Source organism: Pseudomonas sp. URMO17WK12:I7, from assembly GCF_003269045.1.
In the GTDB taxonomy this organism is placed as follows: Bacteria; Pseudomonadota; Gammaproteobacteria; order Pseudomonadales; family Pseudomonadaceae; genus Aquipseudomonas; species Aquipseudomonas putida_J.
The window spans coordinates 250,819-270,937 of sequence record NZ_QLTL01000005.1; the positions used below are offsets into that span (position 1 = coordinate 250,819).

The 20,119-nt window shown below is 63.6% G+C and carries 14 protein-coding genes and 1 pseudogene; 9 read left to right on the top strand and 6 right to left on the bottom strand.

The window, feature by feature from the left end:
* Positions 1-22 precede the first annotated feature (22 nt).
* Positions 23-1,879 (top strand): acetyl-CoA hydrolase/transferase C-terminal domain-containing protein, encoded by a 1,857-nt coding sequence (locus H040_RS09000; protein WP_027917002.1) that lies wholly within the window; start codon positions 23-25, stop codon positions 1,877-1,879.
* 120 nt (positions 1,880-1,999) lie between these two features.
* Here the strand turns inward: H040_RS09000 and H040_RS09005 are convergent, their stop codons facing one another.
* Positions 2,000-2,572: a xanthine phosphoribosyltransferase gene (locus tag H040_RS09005; RefSeq protein ID WP_003253535.1), complete on the bottom strand. Its 573-nt coding sequence runs from the start codon at positions 2,570-2,572 to the stop codon at positions 2,000-2,002.
* 64 nt (positions 2,573-2,636) lie between these two features.
* The gene (rep, locus tag H040_RS09010) at positions 2,637-4,646 is read right to left on the bottom strand and encodes a DNA helicase Rep (RefSeq protein WP_027917001.1); all 2,010 of its coding nucleotides are present in this window, start codon (positions 4,644-4,646) and stop codon (positions 2,637-2,639) included.
* Positions 4,647-4,945: 299 nt separating this feature from the next.
* Between rep and H040_RS09015 the strand changes: the two genes are divergently transcribed.
* The gene (locus tag H040_RS09015; protein ID WP_027917000.1) at positions 4,946-6,613 is read left to right on the top strand and encodes a putative bifunctional diguanylate cyclase/phosphodiesterase; all 1,668 of its coding nucleotides are present in this window, start codon (positions 4,946-4,948) and stop codon (positions 6,611-6,613) included.
* A 42-nt stretch (positions 6,614-6,655) separates the two neighbouring features.
* Here the strand turns inward: H040_RS09015 and H040_RS09020 are convergent, their stop codons facing one another.
* Entirely contained in the window at positions 6,656-8,038 is a 1,383-nt protein-coding gene (locus H040_RS09020) for a NorM family multidrug efflux MATE transporter (protein WP_027916999.1), read from the bottom strand.
* Between the two features lie 156 nt (positions 8,039-8,194).
* Here H040_RS09020 and H040_RS09025 point away from each other — a divergent pair, with 156 nt between their 5' ends.
* The 3 genes and pseudogenes from H040_RS09025 (at position 8,195) to H040_RS28070 (ending at position 11,281) form a co-directional block, all read left to right on the top strand.
* Positions 8,195-9,121 carry a LysR substrate-binding domain-containing protein gene (locus H040_RS09025; protein ID WP_027916998.1) on the top strand — a complete coding sequence of 309 codons (927 nt, stop codon included), beginning with the start codon at positions 8,195-8,197 and terminating at the stop codon, positions 9,119-9,121.
* A gap of 261 nt (positions 9,122-9,382) precedes the next feature.
* Positions 9,383-10,426: pseudogene (locus tag H040_RS28065) on the top strand (Cache 3/Cache 2 fusion domain-containing protein); the annotation flags it as partial.
* 132 nt (positions 10,427-10,558) lie between these two features.
* Positions 10,559-11,281: a methyl-accepting chemotaxis protein gene (locus tag H040_RS28070; RefSeq protein WP_371915561.1), complete on the top strand. Its 723-nt coding sequence runs from the start codon at positions 10,559-10,561 to the stop codon at positions 11,279-11,281.
* A gap of 213 nt (positions 11,282-11,494) precedes the next feature.
* On the opposite strand, the gene hglS is transcribed toward H040_RS28070, so the two are convergent.
* Both hglS and H040_RS09040 read right to left on the bottom strand, forming a co-directional pair.
* Positions 11,495-12,880: a 2-oxoadipate dioxygenase/decarboxylase HglS gene (gene hglS / locus H040_RS09035; RefSeq protein WP_027916996.1), complete on the bottom strand. Its 1,386-nt coding sequence runs from the start codon at positions 12,878-12,880 to the stop codon at positions 11,495-11,497.
* Positions 12,881-13,069: 189 nt separating this feature from the next.
* On the bottom strand, positions 13,070-13,960 hold the full coding sequence (locus H040_RS09040; RefSeq protein WP_027916995.1) for a LysR family transcriptional regulator: 891 nt from the start codon (positions 13,958-13,960) through the stop codon (positions 13,070-13,072).
* Between the two features lie 136 nt (positions 13,961-14,096).
* Here H040_RS09040 and amaB point away from each other — a divergent pair, with 136 nt between their 5' ends.
* Positions 14,097-15,587, top strand: a complete 1,491-nt coding sequence (gene amaB / locus H040_RS09045) for an L-piperidine-6-carboxylate dehydrogenase (RefSeq protein WP_027916994.1) — start codon at positions 14,097-14,099, stop codon at positions 15,585-15,587.
* A 167-nt stretch (positions 15,588-15,754) separates the two neighbouring features.
* Positions 15,755-17,041: an L-pipecolate oxidase gene (amaA, locus tag H040_RS09050; protein WP_027916993.1), complete on the top strand. Its 1,287-nt coding sequence runs from the start codon at positions 15,755-15,757 to the stop codon at positions 17,039-17,041.
* A gap of 107 nt (positions 17,042-17,148) precedes the next feature.
* Here amaA and H040_RS09055 read toward each other — a convergent pair whose 3' ends face one another.
* Positions 17,149-18,576: a mechanosensitive ion channel family protein gene (locus H040_RS09055; RefSeq protein ID WP_027916992.1), complete on the bottom strand. Its 1,428-nt coding sequence runs from the start codon at positions 18,574-18,576 to the stop codon at positions 17,149-17,151.
* A gap of 220 nt (positions 18,577-18,796) precedes the next feature.
* Between H040_RS09055 and ycaC the strand changes: the two genes are divergently transcribed.
* On the top strand, positions 18,797-19,426 hold the full coding sequence (gene ycaC, locus H040_RS09060) for an isochorismate family cysteine hydrolase YcaC (RefSeq protein WP_027916991.1): 630 nt from the start codon (positions 18,797-18,799) through the stop codon (positions 19,424-19,426).
* A gap of 114 nt (positions 19,427-19,540) precedes the next feature.
* Positions 19,541-20,107 (top strand): antibiotic biosynthesis monooxygenase, encoded by a 567-nt coding sequence (locus H040_RS09065; RefSeq protein WP_027916990.1) that lies wholly within the window; start codon positions 19,541-19,543, stop codon positions 20,105-20,107.
* Positions 20,108-20,119 lie beyond the last annotated feature (12 nt).

Genomic DNA, 20,119 nt, shown 5'->3' on the forward strand with positions numbered 1-20,119 from the left:
ATGGATGATTCAGGAGGCCCCGATGCACCTCTGCTCCATCGACCAGGCCGTCGAGCAGGTTCTCGCCCGGCTGCCAGCACATATCCATATGGGCTTGCCGCTGGGCCTGGGCAAGCCCAACGCCTTCGTCAATGCGCTTTACGCCCGGGTCCGCGAGCTGCCAGAGCGAAGGTTGACGATCTACACCGCGCTGACGCTTGGCCGCCCACCCTTGGGCGACGGCCTGCAACGGCGTTTCCTCGAGCCCTTCGTCGAGCGCGTGTTCGCCGACTACGAAGAGCTCAGCTACCTGGCCGACCTGCGCAACGACAAGCTGCCGCCGAATATCCGCGTCGAGCAGTTCTTCATGCAACCCGGCAGCCTGCTGCATAGCGAAACCGCGCAGCAGGACTACATCAGCAGTAACTACAGCCACGCCGCACGCGACATCAATGCCAAGGGCCTGAACCTGGTTGCCCAGCTGGTCGCCGCCACGCCGGAGAAGCCCGTCCACCTGAGCCTGGCCTGCAACCCCGACATCACCCTCGACCTGCAGCCGATGATCGCCAAGCGGCGTGCAGCAGGTGAAACCATCCTCATGCTCGGCCAGGTTCATGCCGAACTGCCCTACATGCCGGGCGATGCGGAGCTGCCGATCGATGCGTTCGACCTGTTGATCGACGAAGCGGAACAGCGCCGGCTGTTTTCTACCCCAAACATGCCGGTCACCACCCAGGATCACTGCATCGGTTTGCACGCAAGCTCGCTGGTACGTGATGGCGGCACCTTGCAGATCGGCATCGGCGCCATGGGGGATGCGCTGGCGGCAGCGTTGTTGGCGCGCCAGGGTGACAGCGAGGGTTACCGTGCGTTGCTCGATGAGCTGGACGTTGGCCCTTGGCAGGCGCTGATCGAGCAAGAAGGGGGCCTTGAGCCTTTCGCCCAAGGCCTTTATGGCTGCAGTGAGATGTTCGTCAACGGCCTGCTGGCGCTGGCCGAGGCCGGCGTGGTGCGGCGACCGGCGGATGAGCAGGGCGTGCTGGTGCATGGCGGGTTCTTCCTGGGCCCACAAGCGTTCTACCAGCGCTTGCGCGAGATGCCGCTGGAGCAACGCGCACGTTTCGCCATGACCCGCATCAGCTTCATCAACGAGCTGTACGGGCAGGAAGAACTCAAGCGCCGGCAGCGCCGCGATGCGCGCTTCGTCAACACGGTGTTCGGCATGACCCTGCTGGGTGCCGGTGTAGCCGACCAGTTGGAGGACGGGCGGGTGCTCAGCGGGGTGGGCGGGCAGTACAACTTCGTGGCTCAGGGGCATGCGCTGGAGGGTGGGCGCTCAATCCTGTTGTTGCGCAGCTGGCGCGAGTCGGGTGGTGAGTTGACCTCCAACCTGTTCTGGCGCTATGGCCACTGCACCATCCCTCGGCACCTGCGCGATATTGTGGTGACCGAGTATGGCATCGCCGACCTGCGTGGGCAGACCGACAGCGAAGTGATTGCGCGGTTGCTGGCCATCAGCGATTCAAGGTTCCAGGGCGAGTTGATCGAGCAGGCGAAGGATGCGGGCAAACTGGCCAGGGACTTTCAGCTGGATGCGCGGTTTACCGACAACACGCCGCAAAGCCTGGAGGCCATCAAGGCCCGACATGCGCGGTTATTCCCGGAGTATCCGCTGGGCACGGACTTCACGGCTGAGGAACGGGACTTGTTGCGGGCGCTGAACTGGTTGAAGAGTAAGTTCAAGCTGAGCGAAATGCTGGAGCTGGGCAAGGCGGCACTGGAGGCGCCGGGGCCGGAGGGGTATGAGGCGCACCTGGCGCGGATGCAGCTGGATCAGCCGCATGGGTTGAAGGAAGAGCTTTACCAGCGCTTGTTGCTGGCGGGGTTGGCGGCGTCCTGATGAATTGCCGGGGCTGCTTCGCAGCCCATTCGCGACACAAGGCCGCTCCTACAAGGAAATGCGATCTCCTGTAGAAGCGGCCTTGTGTCGCGATGGGCCGCAAAGCGGCCCCAGGGGCAATCACTCGATGAAGCTGACCACGCCACCTTCCAGCGACTTCACCCGGGCCAGCGATTCAACGCGGTAGCCCTGGCTGTCCAGCTCGGCACGGCCGCCCTGGAACGACTTCTCGATGACGATGCCCAGGCCGGCAACGGTGGCACCGGCCTGCTTGATGATCGAGATCAGCGCCTGCGACGCCTTGCCATTGGCCAGGAAGTCGTCGATCACCAGCACGCGGTCGCTGCTGTTGAGGTGGCGCGGCGAGATGGCCACGGTGTTCTCGGTCTGCTTGGTGAAGGAGTACACCGAGGCAGTCAGCAGGTTCTCGGTCAGGGTCAGCGACTGGTGCTTGCGCGCGAAGATCACCGGTACGCCCAGCTTCAGGCCGGTCATCACCGCCGGGGCAATGCCCGATGCTTCGATGGTGACGATCTTGGTCACGCCGGCATCGGCGAACAGGCGGGCGAACTCGTCACCGATCAGCTGCATCAGCGCCGGGTCGATCTGGTGGTTGAGAAACGCGTCGACTTTGAGAACCTGATCGGAAAGCACGATGCCTTCTTCGCGAATCTTCTGATGCAGTGCTTCCACTGTGTATTCCTCGATGTAACAAAGGTGGCCGCTAAAAGCGGCAGAGTTAAAGAGTAATGGTTGATCAGCGTTTGAGCATTGCCCGGATATCGGCCAGGGCGTTGTTGCCGCGCGCGGCCTTCACCTCGACCGGTGCGTCGTCCAGGCCTTCCCAGGCCAGGTCGTCGGGCGGTAGTTCGTCGAGGAACCGGCTTGGCGTGCAATCGATGATCTCACCGTACTGCTTGCGCTTGGCGGCGAAGGTGAAAGCCAGGGTCTGGCGCGCGCGGGTGATGCCCACGTAGGCCAGGCGACGTTCCTCTTCGATGGTGTCGGCCTCGATGCTGGAGCGGTGGGGGAGGATTTCCTCCTCCATGCCCATGATGAACACGTAAGGGAATTCCAGGCCCTTGGAGGCGTGCAGGGTCATCATCTGCACACCTTCGGCGTTTTCTTCCTCTTCCTGCTGGCGCTCCAACATGTCGCGCAGCACCAGCTTGCCGATGGCGTCCTCGATGGTCATGTCACCCTCTTCGTCCTTCTCGAGGGTGTTCTTCAGCGCTTCGACCAGGAACCAGACGTTGCTGATGCGGAACTCCGCCGCCTTGTCGCTGGCGGTCTGCTGGCGGATCCAGTTCTCGTAGTCGATGTCGCGGATCATCTCGTGCAGCGCGGCAATCGGGTCTTCCAGGGCAACTTTGTGGCGCACACCGTCGAGCCAGTGCTTGAAGCGCTGCAGGCGCTCTGTGTAGCGGGCGTCCAGGTGCTCGCCCAAGCCCAGCTCCTCGCTGGCGGCGTACATCGAGATGCCGCGCTCGGTGGAATAGTTGCCGAGCTTTTCCAGGGTGGTCGAGCCGATTTCCCGGCGCGGCACGTTGATCACGCGCAGGTAGGCGTTGTCGTCATCCGGGTTCACCAGCAGGCGCAGGTAGGCCATGAGGTCCTTGACCTCCTGGCGGCCAAAGAAGCTGTTGCCGCCCGACAGGCGATACGGCACCTGATGGTGCTGCAGCTTCAGTTCGATCAGCTTGGCCTGGTAGTTGCCGCGGTAGAGGATGGCAAAGTCGCTGTACGGGCGGTTGGTGCGCAGGTGCAGGGTGAGGATTTCCATGGCCACGCGTTCGGCCTCGGCTTCCTCGTTCTTGCAGCGGATCACGCGGATCTCGTCGCCCACGCCCATCTCGCTCCACAGCTGCTTTTCGAAAGCGTGCGGGTTGTTGGCGATGAGCACGTTGGCGCAGCGCAGGATGCGGCTGGTGGAGCGGTAGTTCTGTTCGAGCATGACGATCTTCAGGGAGGGGTAATCCTCCTTGAGCAGCATCAGGTTCTCGGGGCGCGCGCCACGCCAGGCGTAGATCGACTGGTCGTCATCGCCCACCACGGTGAACTGGTTGCGCATGCCAATCAGCATCTTCACCAGCAGGTACTGACTGGCGTTGGTGTCCTGGTATTCGTCCACCAGCAGGTAGCGCACGCGGTTCTGCCAGCGTTCGAGCACGTCGGGGTGCTCCTGGAACAGCTTGACCGGCAGCAGGATCAGGTCGTCGAAGTCCACCGCGTTGAACGCCTTGAGCGTGCGCTGGTAGTGGGTGTAGACGATGGCGGCGGTCTGTTCGCGCGGGTTGCGCGCTTTTTCCAGGGCTTCGGCGGGCAGGATCAGGTCGTTTTTCCAGGCACCGATCATGTTCTTGATCTCGTCGATGCCGTCGTCGCCGGAGTATTCCTTCTGCATGATGTCCGACAGCAGCGCCTTGATGTCGGATTCGTCGAAGATCGAGAAGCCCGGCTTGTAGCCCAGGCGCTCGTGCTCCTTGCGGATGATGTTCAGGCCAAGGTTGTGGAACGTGCACACCGTCAGGCCCCGGCCTTCCCCCGGACGCAGCAGGGTGGCGACCCGCTCCTTCATCTCGCGCGCGGCCTTGTTGGTGAAGGTCATCGCCACGATGTACTGGGCGCGGATGCCGCAGTTCTGGATGAGGTGGGCAATCTTGCGCGTGATCACGCTGGTCTTGCCCGAGCCAGCACCGGCGAGCACCAATAGAGGGCCGCCGACGTAGTCACGGGCTTCCTGTTGCCGGGGATTGAGTCGGGACATGCTAGAAACCGGGGGTCGCCAGAAAATAGCCGCGCATTCTAACAGGCATGGGCCACTTGTGGCGCGACCGTCTGACGTTTGAGTCAGACTTTTGTCAGGGCATAAGCATTAGCGAAACTAATGCTATTCATCGAAAAAATCGTAATTGCCGGTTTGACGACTTTCCCGCAGGATGCACGTCAAAATGCGACGGGAGGCACTGCGGGCAAAGGACATGTCTAAAGGTGAAAATCATTTTCATTTATGCAGTAGCATGCCCGACATCCACCGCTATACCTTTCGAGTCTTAAGGAGCCCGCTTGTCCACGCCTGTCGAACCTTTGCGTTTGCTGCTGTTGGCTGATGAGCCGGAATGGGCCGCCTTGTTACGCGAATGTCTGCTACCACTGGACGGTACCGCGGTATTGCTGACCGCACCGAACTGGGCGGCGGTCGATACCCTGTTCAGCCATGACCGCCAGGCCGTGGTGCTTGCCACGCCTGACTTGCAGCCCGCGCCAGGGCGCTGTGAGCTGCCGACCATCCTGTTGCTCGACCATGAGCCAGTCACTTCGCCAACGGGCGTCAGTGACTGGCTGGTACGCGACCAGCTCAATGTCGATGCCCTGCGCCGCTCGTTGCGTCATGTGCGCGAGCGCGGTGTGCTGGTGGCGACCTTGCAGCGCCTGGCCGAGCAGGACCCACTGACCGGCATCGCCAACCGCCAGGGCTTTCAGGCCCTGTTGACCACGCGCCTGGCCGAGAACGAAGGCCGCGGCGTGGCCCTCGGCCACCTGGACCTGGACAACTTCCGCCATGTCAACGATGCCCTTGGTCATCAGTGCGGCGACCGCCTGATCCTGCAGGTGGTGTCGCGCCTCAAGCAGCAGCTGGAGGCTGGTGACCAGCTGGCGCGCCTGGGCAGCGACGAGTTTGCCCTGCTGATCGACACACGTCGCGACGCCAACCGTGCCGAATGGATCGCCGAGCGTATCGTCGAGGCGTTGGCCGAACCCTACTGGATCGACGGCGAAAGCCTGTTGCTCGGCTGCAGCCTGGGCCTGGCCCATGCCCGTGCCCAGGGCGGGGCCGACCCGCTGATGTGGCATGCGCACATTGCCATGCGCCAGGCCAAGGGTAGCCAGGGCTGCACCTTCCATGTGTTCAACGAACGCATCAACCGCAATGCGCGCAGCCTGGCCGACCTGGAAAGCGAGCTGCGTCGGGCACTGCGCCGCGATGAACTGGAGTTGCACTACCAGCCGCGGCTGAACCTTGCCGATGGGCGCATCGTCGGCCTCGAGGCCCTGGTGCGCTGGCGGCATGCCGAGCGCGGCCTGCTGCCGCCCAGCGAGTTCGTGCCGCTGGCCGAACAGAGCGGGCTGATCGTGCCGCTGGGTTACTGGGTGATTTCCCGTGCCCTGCACGACATGCAGGCGTTGCGCGAGCAGGGGCTTGCGCCACTGCACATGGCGGTGAACCTGAGCTTCCGTCAGTTCCAGGACAGCCAGTTGCTGGCCACCCTGAGCCGGCTGATCATCGAGCATGGTGTGGATGCCCGCTGGCTGGAATTCGAACTGACCGAAACGGCGGTGATGCGCCGCAACGAGCTGGTGCGCCAGACCATGGATGCCTTGGGCCGCCTGGGTGTGCGCTTCTCGCTGGATGACTTTGGTACCGGCTTCTCGTCCTTTGTGCACTTGAACAGCCTGCCGATCACCTTGCTCAAGGTTGACCGCAGCTTCGTTGCCGAGATGGAGATGCGCGAAGAAAACCGCAAGCTGGTGCATGCCATGATCAACCTGGCGCACAACCTCAACCTGGAAGTGGTGGCCGAGGGCGTCGAGAGCCCGGAGCAGATGGCTTTGCTGCGCGGGTTTGGCTGTGATCAGGTGCAAGGGTTCCTGGTCAGCAAGCCGCTACCGGTCGGGGAGTTGATGGACTACTTGCTGCAGGCGACTGACCGTCCGCTCGTAGCTGCCCTCTAGGGCCTCTTCGCGGCGGTTCGACGCCTCGAAAGGGCCCTTCAGTCAGGCCGATACCGCGGCCCCAACCCCGGCCTTGCCCAGCAACCGCTTCATCCGCCATTCGAAGCCGATGGTCAGCGCCACCGCCGCACAGGCCAGCCCAAGGGCCAGCCCCCACCACACCCCCACCGCCCCGCCACCCAGGGTAAAGGTAAACAGCCAGGCACTGGGAGCCCCCACCAGCCAGTAGCAGCACAGCCCGATGAGGAAGGTGGTCTTGGCGTCCTTCAGGCCACGGATCGAGCCCATGGCGATGGTCTGCATGCCATCGAACAGCTCGAACCATGCCGCCACCATCAGCAGTTGCACGGCCAGTTGATAGATCGCGGTAAAGCCGGGGTCGTCACGGTCGATGAACAGCCCCACCAACGCATCCGGCAGCAGCAGGAACAACGCTGCAAAGGCAAACATGATCATTGCCCCGAAGCTGATCCCCACCCGCCCGGCACTGCGCGCTGCCAGCAGGTTGCCGGCGCCGTAGTACAGGCCCACGCGCATGGTCACGGCATACGACAGCCCGGTCGGCACCATGAACGCGGTGGAAACGATCTGCAAGGCGATCTGGTGCGCCGCCAGTTGCGTGCTGCCCAGCACGCCCATGCACAGTGCGGCGAAGGCGAACAGCCCGACTTCCACCATGTAAGTACCGCCAATCGGCAGGCCCAACCGCCACAGTTCGCGCAGGGCTGGCAGCGAAGGGCGCGACAGCCCTTTGCGCAGCGGGTAGTCGGCATAGGCCGAGTGCCAGCGGATGTACAACGCCAAGGCAATGGCCATGCCCATCGACACCACGGCAGTGACCAGGCCGATACCCATCAGGCCCAGCTTTGGCAGGCCGAACATGCCTTCGATCAGGGCGACGTTGAACAGGTAGTTGAGTACCGTGCCGACCAGGCTGATGACCATCACCGGTGTGGAGCGCCCTAATGCACTGGTGAAGCCGCGCAGGGCCATGAACGTCAGGTAGCCGGGCAGGGCCAGTGGCAGCAGGGTGAGGAACTCGGCTGCCGAGTCGACGTTCTCCGGCTGCTGGCCAAACAGCAACAGCACCGGTTTCAGGTTCCACAGCACCAGTGCCGCCAGCAGCGCCAGGCCCCAGGCCAGCCATAGGCCGTTCTGTGCCAGGCGGGTGGCGCCCTCGATGTCGTTGGCGCCCTTGCGGATCGCCACCAGGGTGCCCACTGCGGCGATCACACCCAGGCAGAAGATCGACACGAACGAATAGCTCGCCGCGCCCAGGCCACCACCGGCCAGGGCCTGCGGGCTGATGCGGGCCATCATCAGGGTGTCGGTTAGCACCATCAGCATGTGCGCCAACTGCGAGGCGATCAGCGGCCCGGCCAGGCGCAGCAAAGCCTTGAGTTCTGTGGTGGGCGCGACATGCATGAGTGTGGTCCTTGTGCCTGATCCTGTGAGCGATGGACGATTCTGAGGCTTCGGTCAACTTTGCACAAAAGGATAAAAGCGATGATTGGCATGAGTTGAACTCATGTATATATGACGCTGTGCATTCCATTCTCACCCCCGTATGACAGGTGCCCCATGTCCCGCCAGTTGCCTCCTCTGTATGCATTGCGCGCATTCGAAGCGGCTGCGCGGCTGAGCTCGTTCACCCGCGCCGGTGAAGAGCTGTCGATCACCCAGAGCGCAGTCAGCCGGCATATCCGCACCCTCGAAGAGCATTTCGCCTGCAAGCTGTTCGTGCGCAGTGGCCGCAGCCTGCAGTTGACCGAGGCGGCGCGGGTGCTGTTGCCCGGCGTGCGCGAAGGCTTCGCCGCGTTGGAGCGGGCCTGCGATACCTTGCGCGGGGAGGATGACATCCTGCGCATGAAAGCGCCGTCGACCCTGACCATGCGTTGGCTGCTGGCGCGGCTGAGCCACTTCCGACATCTGCAGCCGGGCAATGAGGTGCAACTGACCAGTGCCTGGATGGACGTCGACCATGTGGACTTCAACCAGGAGCCGTTCGATTGTGCGGTGCTGCTCAGTGACGGGGTGTTCCCGGCGGAGTGGGAAGTGCGCCGGTTGTTTTCAGAATTGTTGATCCCGGTGGGGGCGCCGGATCTGCTGAAGGAAGGGCCGTGGGACGAGCGGCGGCTGGCCGGTATCGAGCTGTTGCACCCAACCCCCGACAAGCGAGACTGGCGCGAATGGCTGGAGCGCATGGGGCTCAGCGACAAGGTGTCGCTCAAGGGCGGGCAGGTGTTCGATACCCTGGAGCTGGGCATGATTGCGGCGGCGCGGGGTTACGGCATCTCGATGGGCGACTTGTTGATGGTCGCCGAGGATGTGGCTCAGGGGCGCTTGAGCCTGCCTTGGCCGACGGCGGTGCCCAGTGGCATGGATTATTACCTGGTGTGGCCACGGACCCGGCCGGGTGGGGAGCGGTTGCGGCGCTTGAGTGTGTTTCTGCAGGAGGAAGCGGCAGCTGTTGATCTGCCAGCGGTGGATATCCTGCCTGCTCTTTGACTGCCTGTGCCGACCTCTTCGCGGGTAAAGCGCCAGCCTCAGGAACAATGATATCGCCTGTGGGAGCGGGTTTACCCGCGAAAGGGTCGGTAAAGGCGTAGAGAAAACGTTTGCGAATACCCCGGTCCGACACTCAAGTATTCGAAAGCGACGCCGATCAACTGGCACCAGCGTCCCGGAAGAGGACGCGCTCTCCCGTCGATTTCAAGCGGGTGGTCAGCGTGATCAGGATGATCCCGGCCTCTTGCCAGGAGCTTCTTCATGTCTCAACCGCGTGCCCGGATTGCTTCCCAACTCGGTGTCGCCCTCGCCATCGTGTTGGCGCTGGTGATTTCCGGCAGTACCCTGTTCGCCCTGCGTGCGCTGGACGACGCCAACCTCGCCACCCGCCAGGCCCACCTGGCCAGCGAAGCGCGGTTGCTGGCCGATCAGCTCGATACCTTCCACGGTTCGCTCAAGGACAATACCCAGCGCCTGAGTGGCCTGTTCGAGCGTCGCTTCGCCTCGGGGCTGTCGCTGCACCCTGGCGAGACCGTACACGTTGCCGGCCTTGCCACACCAGCCCTGTATCTGGGCGATCGGCTGCTGAACAACGATTTCCAGGTGGTCGATGAATTCCAGCAGATGACCGCCGGCATCGCGACCCTGTTCGTGCGCAGCGGCGATGACTTCGTGCGCATCAGCACCAACCTGAAGAAGCAGGACGGTGCGCGCGCCATCGGCACCCAGCTCGATCGCCAGCATCCGGCCTACACCAAGCTGCTGGCCGGGCAGATGTACGTCGGCCGCGCGGTGCTGTTCGAGCGCAATTACATGACCCGCTACGTGCCGGTCAGCGACAGCAACGGCCGGGTCATCGCGGTGTTGTTCGTCGGCTTCGACTACACCGACGCGCAAAACGCCCAGTTCGCCAACCTCAAGCGCTTCCGCATCGGTGCAACAGGTTCGCTGGCCATTCGTGATGAGCAGGGCCAGTGGCTGGTACCCCCTGCCAATGCCGACCAGGACCTGTTCAGCGCCAGTGCACCGTTTGCCGAGGGCCCCTGGACCGTGGTTGCCAGCATGCCCAAGGCTGAAATCCGCGAAGTGACCTGGAGTGTCGGCCTGCGCCTGGCCATCGGCAGCCTGCTGGCGATGCTGCTGGCGGTGGCTGCCACCCTGTGGCTGCTGCGCCGCAAGCTGCGCCCGCTGGATGACTTGGTACGGCAAGCCGAGGCACTGGGTGCTGGCGACCTGAATGCGCGCCTGAGCGTGACCAGCCATGACGAGATCGGCCAGCTGGCGCGCAGCTTCAACCAGATGGGCGAGGCGCTGTCGACCATGGTCGAGCACATCCGCAGTGCTTCCGAACAGGTCAGTAGCCGTGCACGTTCGCTGTCCGGGTTGTCTACTGGTGCCTGTGAAGGCATGGATCAGCAGTCCGGCGAGATCACCAGCATGGCTGGTGCGGTGGAAGAGTTCAGTGCGACCTCGATGAACATCGCCGACAACATGGCCGGTACCGAGCGGATGGCCCGCGACAACGCTCAGCAGACCCGCATTGGCCGCAGTGCCATGGATGAAGCGTCGAGCTCGCTGCGGCAGATTGCCGAAGCGCTGGGTGGCACCGCCACTGTGATGGACAGCCTTGGCGCACGCTCGCAGGAGATTGGCGGCATCATCAGCGTGATCACCGCGATTGCCGAGCAAACCAACTTGCTGGCGCTGAATGCTGCCATCGAGGCTGCCCGTGCCGGTGAGCAGGGCCGTGGCTTTGCTGTGGTTGCCGATGAGGTGCGCGGGCTGGCCGCGCGCACGCGCCAGGCTACCGATGAGATTTCCGGGATGATCACCAGCATCCAGCAGCAGACCGGGCACGCCATCAATACCCTGGAGCAGGGCAACCAGCTGATGCAGGAAGGGCTGGCGCGCAACGACAAGGTTGCCGAAGCATTGGCGCGGATCGATGAGCAGAGCCGGACGGCGGGTGAGCAGTTTGCCGTGATCAGCACGGCGACCCAGGAGCAGAGCAGCACGGCCACTGTGCTCAGCCGCAACCTGCAGAGCATTGCCCAGGCCAACAGCGAGCAGCGTGATGTGGCTAACGAGCTGGCATTTACCGCGCGGGAGCTGGAAGGCTTGGCGGCGCAGTTGCGTCAGGAAGTGGACCGCTTCCGCTGAAACCGCAGGGGGCCGCTTCGCGGCCCTTTCGCGACTCAAGGCCGCTCCTACAAGTACAGCGCAAGCCTTGGCCTGTGGTGATCCTGTGGGGGCTGGGGCCGCTTTGCGGCCCTTTCGCGACACAAGGCCGCTCCTACAGGAAAGCGTGTCGTTTTTGTAGGAGCGGCCTTGTGTCGCGAAAGGGGCGCAGAGCGCCCCCGGCAATCTAAAGCCTTACATCGAGCCGAGGTTCAACGCCTGGGCACAGGCCTGCAACGAGCGCCGCTCGCTCTGCGCATACAGCGCCAGCTCATCCTGCACCTGCAACCCCAGCGCCGCTTCGAAAGCCTCACGGTTGGCATTGCTGCCATACTCCGCCTGGCCTTCATCGCCCAGATTCGACTGGAAGATCCCCGCCGCACTCACCGGCAGGAAATCCTCGTACACCAGCGCCTCGAAGTGCACATGGCCTGCCGCGATCAGGCCTTCCAGCGTTGTCGGGCGATCCGCTCGCTCACGTGCTGCCAGGCCTTTCTCGGTGGCGAAGTAACGGAAGTACGCCAACCCTTGCTCACGCATCTGTGCCAGGTCATCCGGGAATTCGGCAAAGCTTGCCTGCAGCAATGCCATGTAGCGCTGGGCATTGGCCTCGGCCGGCGCGCCACCCAGGGCGGCGCGGGTAGCGTCGAGCAGCTTGTCGTACAGCTGGCGGCCCTTGGGCGTTAGCGCCGCGCCGCGCTGTTCGATCTCGCCGAAGCGCGCAGTGTGGCTGCCCTGGTGATCGCTGAACGCAACCTTTTCCTGCAGTGCCTTGAAGCTGGTCTGGCGCAGCAGGATCGGGTGGCGACGGGTAGGTGGGCCTTCGATCACGGCTTTGGGCGGGATGCCCTTGGCCGGCATGCCCACCTGGATCGCGTCGATGTCCAGGGTGCGTGGCGTCAGATGGTTGATGTGCGGGCCTTTGAATGCCACCACGTCGGCAATCAGGCGGTGCTGGTCGTGCAGCTGTTCATACTGCTCGGCTGTGACTGTGGCGTCCTGGTGCCAGCGGAAGGTGTGCAGGGCTTCACGGACGAATTCGTCGGCATCGGCTGCGTTCAGGCCGCCATCGTGTTCGGATTGGCTGATCAGCTCCAGCGCGCGCGGGGTGAAGATCTTGCGTTTGGCCAGAATGCCTTGGGCCAGCTCGCGCAGTGGCAGGTTGTCGATCAGCTCCAGGCGCAGCAACGAGGTGAACACGCGGAACGGGCTGACATGCAGCGACTGCTCGTGCACAGCGCGGAATGCGGTGGAGTGCACCGGCACGCCGGCAGAGCTGAGGTCGTAATAGCCAACCGGCGCCATGCCCATCACCGCAAACAGGCGGGCGATGGTTGCCAGCTCTTCGGCAGTGCCGACGCGGATGGCACCGTGGCGCTCCTGGTCCAGGCGCTCGATTTCGCCAGTCCAGCGCAGGGCTTCGGCCACTTTGGGCTGCTCGGCCATGACTTGCTGGTTGATTTCGCTCACCAGCTCAAGCAGCGTGCCGTACAGCGGCACTTCCTGTTTGTACATGAGCGACATGGCGGCAGAGAACTGCGCGCGGATGCTGTCTGGGCTGACAAAATCGTGGGCGGGCATCGCTAGCTTCCTGGGTAGGTTCGGACGCTTACATGAAAGCTGGGAATGCACTTGGCTCACAAGCGAAAAAAAGTGAGCCAGTCATTCCATTTCTGATCGACCTCAAGGGCCCTTTCGCGACTAAGGCCGCTCCTACAGGGCCGCGCAAGGTTTGAACCTGTAGGAGCGGCTTTAGCCGCGAAGAAGCCATCAAACCGAAAGCTGCTCGCGAATCCATTCCACCAATGCCCTGACTTTAGGCACTTCTGCGGCATGCTCGGCATACGCCAGGTAATGCTTCCCAGCACTAGGCATCGCATGGTTCCACGCAATGACCAAACTGCCCTCAGCCAGCTCCTTCGCCACCAGGTACCGCGGCACCAACGCCACCCCACACCCGGCCTGTGCCGCACTCAACGCCATGTAGAACGTATCGAAGCGCGGCCCGTGGTAAGCGCTGACACTGTGCAACCCCAGCGCCAGGAACCACTCGTGCCAGGCCTCCGGCCGCGAAGTGCTCTGCAGCAGCACCCTGTCCGCCAACTCACCTGCATCCCCCAGCGCGCGCCCGGCCAGCAGCTCCGGCGCACACACCGGCACCACCTCTTCGCCGAACAGCTCGATACAGGTGGCCCCCGGCCAGGTGCCCTGGCCATAGAAGAACACCACATCCGCAGAGCCCTGCAGCAGCGCGAACGGCTCCATCTCGTTGCGGATGTCGAGGTGGATGTTCGCGTGGCGTTTGCCAAAACCCTTGAGGTGCGGAATCAGCCAGCGCACGCCAAAACTCGGTTGAGTGGCTACCTTCAATATCTCGGTCTGCTCGCCGTAGGTAAGCACGTAGCGGCTGGACATGTCGACCTGGGTGAGGATCTTGTTGACTTCAGCCAGGTACAGGCTGCCGGCGGGCGTAAGTTGCAGGCGCCTGCGGATACGCAGGAACAAGTGGTGGCGCAGCATCTCTTCAAGCTGTGCCACCTGCTTGCTGACGGCACTCTGTGTCAGGTGCAGCTCTTCGGCGGCACGGGTAAAGCTCAGGTGACGGGCTGCAGCTTCGAAGCACTGCAGGGCGGTCATGGAGGGCACCAGGCGTTTGGACATCGTGGTCTCTGCGGCTCAAATCATTACCTGACGGAATGATATGCGGAATAAAGGTCGTTTGTTGCACTGGTGTGATCGGATTAATACTGATCCACATCATTTTTCCACCCCATCACCCGATGTAGGAGAAGCACAAATGGTTGCTGGATTGCTCGAGCGCCTTGGCGTTGCCGCCGAGGCTTACACCCAGGGCGACTACCCTGTTCACACGCCGATCGACGGCAGCCAGATCGCCTCGGTGAAATTGCTCGGCAAGGCCGAGACCATCGCCCGCATCGACCAGGCCCAGAGCGCCTTCGAAGCCTGGCGCAGCGTGCCGGCCCCACGCCGTGGCGAGCTGGTGCGCCTGTTTGGTGAAGTGCTGCGTGAGCACAAGGCCGACCTCGGCGAGCTGGTTTCGATCGAAGCCGGCAAGATCACCCAGGAAGGCCTGGGCGAAGTGCAGGAAATGATCGACATCTGCGACTTTGCCGTTGGCCTGTCGCGCCAGCTGTACGGCCTGACCATCGCTTCCGAGCGCCCGGGCCACCACATGCGTGAAACCTGGCACCCGCTGGGCGTGGTCGGCGTGATCAGCGCCTTCAACTTCCCGGTTGCCGTATGGGCCTGGAACACCGCGCTGGCGCTGGTAGCCGGTAATTCCGTGGTGTGGAAACCGTCCGAGAAGACCCCGCTGACCGCCCTGGCTTGCCAGGCGCTGTTCGACAAGGCCCTGAAGGCCTTCGGTGAAGCGCCGGCTGGCCTGGCGCAACTGGTGATCGGCGGCCGCGAAGCCGGCGAAGCCATGGTCGACGACCCACGCGTACCGCTGGTCAGCGCCACCGGCAGCACCCGCATGGGCCGCGAAGTCGGCCCGCGCGTTGCGGCCCGTTTCGGTCGCAGCATCCTCGAGCTGGGTGGCAACAACGCCATGATCCTGGCCCCGAGCGCCGACCTCGACCTGGCCGTGCGCGGCATTCTGTTCTCTGCTGTCGGCACCGCTGGCCAGCGCTGCACCACCCTGCGCCGCCTGATCGTGCACCGCTCGATCAAGGACGAAGTGGTTGCGCGCGTCAAAGCCGCCTACGGCAAGGTGCGCATCGGTGACCCACGCAAGGACAACCTGGTTGGCCCGCTGATCGACAAGCAGTCGTTCGATGCCATGCAGGGTGCACTGGCCAAGGCCCGTGACGAAGGTGGCCAAGTGTTCGGTGGCGAGCGCCAGCTGGCCGAGCAGTATCCGAACGCCTACTACGTGTCCCCTGCCATTGCTGAAATGCCGGCCCAGAGCGACGTGGTGCGCCACGAAACCTTCGCGCCGATCCTCTACGTGCTGGCCTACGACGACTTCGAAGAGGCCCTGCGCCTGAACAACGAAGTGCCACAAGGCTTGTCGTCGTGCATCTTCACCACCGACCTTCGTGAAGCCGAGCGCTTCCAGAGTGCTTCGGGCAGCGACTGCGGTATCGCCAACGTCAACATCGGCACCAGCGGTGCCGAGATCGGCGGGGCGTTCGGTGGCGAGAAGGAGACTGGCGGTGGTCGTGAGTCCGGTTCCGATGCCTGGAAAGGCTACATGCGTCGCCAGACCAACACCGTGAACTACTCGCGCGAGCTGCCGCTGGCGCAGGGTATCGTGTTCGACTGATGGGTTGATGCTGCATGGCCGGGGGCCTTGCCCCCGGTTCGCGGGTAAACCCGCTCCCACAGGTACAACACAGCCTTCGAAACCTGTGATGTAGCTGTGGGAGCGGGTTTGCCCGCGAATGGGCTGCAAAGAAGCCCCAAACAAGAACAAATAGCTGGAGCCGGGCCATGTCCGAACTGCGTCAACAATGCTTGTGGGAACACGTCAGCCAACCGACCGTCGCCAGCCAGGCCCTGGCCGGTGAACACAAGGCCGATGTCTGCGTGATCGGCGGCGGCATCACCGGCCTGTCGGCGGCTATCCATCTGCTCGAGCAGGGCAAGTCGGTGATCCTGCTGGAGGCTTGGAAGATCGGCCACGGCGGCTCCGGGCGCAACGTCGGGCTGGTCAACGCTGGTACCTGGATCCGCCCCGATGACGTGGAGGCGACCCTTGGCCAGAAGCAGGGCAGCCGCCTGAACAAGGTGCTCGGCGCAGCCCCGGCTGAAGTGTTCGCGATGATCGATCGCCTCGGCATCGACTGCCAGGCTCAGCACAAAGGCACGCTGCACATGGCGCACAACGCCACCGGTATCGCCGACCTTGAGGCCCGCCACGAGCAATGGCGCCGCCGCGGGGCCGACGTCGAGTTGCTGACCGGCAGCCAGTGCCAGGAATACTGCGGTACCGACAAGATTTCCGCCGCGCTGCTCGACCGCCGCGCCGGCACCATCAACCCCATGGGTTACACCCAGGGCCTGGCCGCCGCCGTGGTGCGTCTGGGCGGCAAACTGTTCCAGCAATCCTCGGTCGAGGGCCTTGAGCGTGACGGCGATGCCTGGCGGGTGAAGACCGCCCGTGGTTCGGTACGCGCCGACAAGGTGGTGATTTCCACAGGCGCCTACACCGAAGGCGACTGGAGCAACCTGCAGAAGCAGTTCTTCCGCGGCTACTACTACCAGGTGGCGTCCAAGCCGCTGCACGGCGCGGCAGCCGACAAAGTGCTGCCGCACGGCCAGGGCTCTTGGGATACCCGCACTGTGCTCAGCAGCATCCGCCGCGACGATCAGGGCCGCCTGCTGCTAGGCAGCCTCGGCCGGGTCGACAACAAGCCGGCCTGGTTCGTGCGCAGTTGGGCTGACCGGATCCAGAGCCATTACTATCCGGAGCTGGGCAAGGTCGAGTGGGAAATGCACTGGACTGGCTGCATCGACTTCACCCCGGACCACCTGATGCGGCTGTTCGAGCCGGCGCCGGGGCTGGTGGCGGTGACCGGGTACAACGGTCGTGGCAACACCACCGGAACCGTGATTGGCCGGGCGTTTGCCGAGTTCCTGCTGAAAGGTGAGGCGCACAGCCTGCCGATTCCGTTCTCGCCGATGACGGGCGTGAGCGCGCCTTCTTTGCGCACCGCGTTCTATGAGTCCGGCTTCTCGCTGTATCACGCCGGGCAATGCTTGAGAGTTGTGCTGTAGCAGCTGGCCCCTTCGCGGGTAAACCCGCCCCCACAGGTACTGCACAAGGTTTCAGCTTTGCGCAATCCCTGTGGGAGCGGGTTTACTCGCGAAGGGACCAGTACAGGTTACTTGTGCAACCAGCTGAGGAAGCCGCCTTTCTTGATCGAAACCGGCTTCTGCAGCAACAGCGACTCCCGGCTCTGGCGCCGGAACCGCTGCAATTTGCTCAGCGCCGTCTGCACCTCCCCACGCTGCTCAAGGCAGCTCTTCACCTGCGTTTTTTCAATGCGATACAGCACGCAGCTGGTCAAGGTGCGGAACTCGGCCATCGAGTCGTCTTCGTCGATGATCCCCTCGATCCCCAGCACCTCACCTGGCCCCATGCGCCCGGCTTCCAGCAGCTTGTCACCATCGCGCACCGACGCCGAAACCACGCCGCTGCCAATCACCAGCAAATGATCGGACTGCTCGCCAACGCCCAGGATGACCTGGTCGGCCAGGTACTCCACGGCGGTCATGCGCTGGCTCAAGGCATCCCGCTCTTCAGCGCTGAGTGAGCGGAACACCCGCACCTCGTCCAGCACTTCGCGCTGGCGGCTGCGTGGCGGCATGGCCAGGTCGACGTTCCACATCACCCCGCTGGCTTCCAGGTGGCGGTGCGCCAGGTCGAACAGCTGGTTGCGTGCATCGGTCTTGCCGCCCATGTCAGCGATGAAGCCGCTGGCTTCGTACTCCACCGATTCCAGTGTCGAGGTTTTCACCGTCACCTTGGGCTTGGGTGAGGCGAGGATCGCACTGGTGCCCTGCAGGGCTTTCTCCAGGGCATCGAAAACCCGCCTGGGGCGTACCTTGGCCGGCACCACTACGCAGATCGACACCCCGTTCACATCGGCCGGGCGGCTGTGGTTGAGCAAGCGCGCCTTGGCCGCTACCGAGTTGGGGATCACCGCCAGGCTGCCACTGCCGGTAAGTAGACGCGTAGCGCGCCAGTCGATATCCAGCACCTTGCCTTCGGTGCCGTCGATGGAGATCGAATCACCTATCTGATAGGGCCGCGTGGTGTTCAGCACGATGCCGCTGAAAACGTCGGCCAGGGTGCTCTGCAGCGCCAGGCCGATGACGATGGCCATCACCCCGGAGGTGGCCAGCAGGCCCTTCACCGGCAGTTGCAGCACATAGCCGGCAGCGGCGACCACGGCCGCAAGGAAGATCAGCGCCCCCAGCACATCCTGCAGCAAGCGCCCGCCATGGCTGCCACGGGCCACCAGCAGCAGGCCGAACACCACGGTCACCGTGCGTGCACCGAACAGCCACCAGCCGATGGCCAGCACCGTGGCGATCAGGTTGCGCGACACATCGTCGGCCCACGGCGGCGGCTGCAGCGGGCTCATGCCCGCGGCCACCAGCACCGAGCTGAACAGCAGGAAGATCACCAGTCGCGTGCCAATGCGCCAGGCCCGGCGCTGGATCGGGATCAGTTGCCAGAGCACGAGGTCGAGCAGGATCAGGGCGGTACCGAGCAACAACGGGGACGACTGGATGAACGCCAGCATGGAAGTCTCGGGAGTGAGGGGAGGGCTGTGCGTAGTAATAGAGCAGCTTGCTCGGGCAAGCAATGAGGCCAGCAAATCCACTGCCAACAGATCGTTCCTTAAATGGAACGCTAAAGCCAAAAACCACTATCTACCGCTCCAAAGGTGTTGGTTTTAATCTTCTCCCATCAACGCGAAACACCCAACTTACTGAAAATCAAAACCCTTAGGAGCTACCACCATGACCCCATTCAAATACAACCGCCTGAACAAAGACGACGCTGCCGTGCTGCTGGTCGATCACCAGGCTGGCCTGCTGTCCCTGGTCCGCGACATCGAGCCGGACGCGTTCAAGAACAACGTGCTGGCACTGGCTGACCTGGCCAAGTTCTTCAACCTGCCGACCATCCTCACCACCAGCTTCGAACAAGGCCCCAACGGCCCGCTGGTGCCGGAACTGAAGGCACTGTTCCCGGACGCCCCGTACATCGCCCGCCCAGGCCAGATCAACGCCTGGGACAACGAAGACTTCGTCAAGGCGGTGAAGGCCACCGGCAAGAAGCAGCTGATCATCGCCGGTGTGGTGACTGAAGTGTGTGTAGCTTTCCCGGCGCTGGCAGCCCTGGAAGAAGAGTTCGACGTGTTCGTGGTGACCGACGCTTCCGGCACCTTCAATGCCATGACCCGCGACGCCGCCCACGACCGCATGAGCCAGGCCGGCGCGCAACTGATGACCTGGTTCGGCGTGGCCTGTGAGCTGCACCGCGACTGGCGCAACGACATCGAAGGCCTGGCCGCGCTGTGCTCCAACCACATCCCGGACTACCGCAACCTGATGACCAGCTACAACGCCTTCAACGCCAACAAGTAAGCCGGCAGCCGGGCACCGCCAGTCGGTGCCCGGCAAGGGCAGCACACTTATCCAATCCTCCGCCCGTCCGCCGTCGCACAGTGGATGCGGGCAAGCTCATCCCAAGGAACGCCGATGAACACCGCATTCCAAGACAACCGCAACGTGGTGACCCTGGTCATCCAGCACAAGGCCCGCGCCGAGTCGCTGGCGGCCTACGAAGAGTGGCTCAAGCGCACGGTAAGCACCGCGCGCCGCCAGCCGGGGCATCTGGACGTCAACGTCATCCGCCCTGACGAAGGTGGGCTGCATTTCACCACCGTGGTGCGCTTCGCCGACGCCGGCCTGTTGCAGGCCTGGGTCAACTCGGCCGAACGCCAGGCGCTGGTCAACGAAGTGCTGCCATTGCTCGACGGCGGTGACCACACCCAGGTGCACGATGACCCGGAGTTCTGGTTCACCCCGCCAAGCGTCAACACGGCGCAACCGCCGCGCTGGAAACAGGCGCTGCTGACCTACCTGGTGATCTGCCCGATGACCATGGTCATCCCGCAACTGCTGGCGCCGTTGTTCGCGCGCTTCCCGCAGTTGGGTGGCCCGATCAGCGGCAACCTGATCGTCAACCTGTTCGTCATCCTGCCCGTGGTGTTCTACATCATGCCTTGGGTAACCCGCCGCTGCGCCAACTGGCTGCGGGGCTGAGCCACCCCTTCA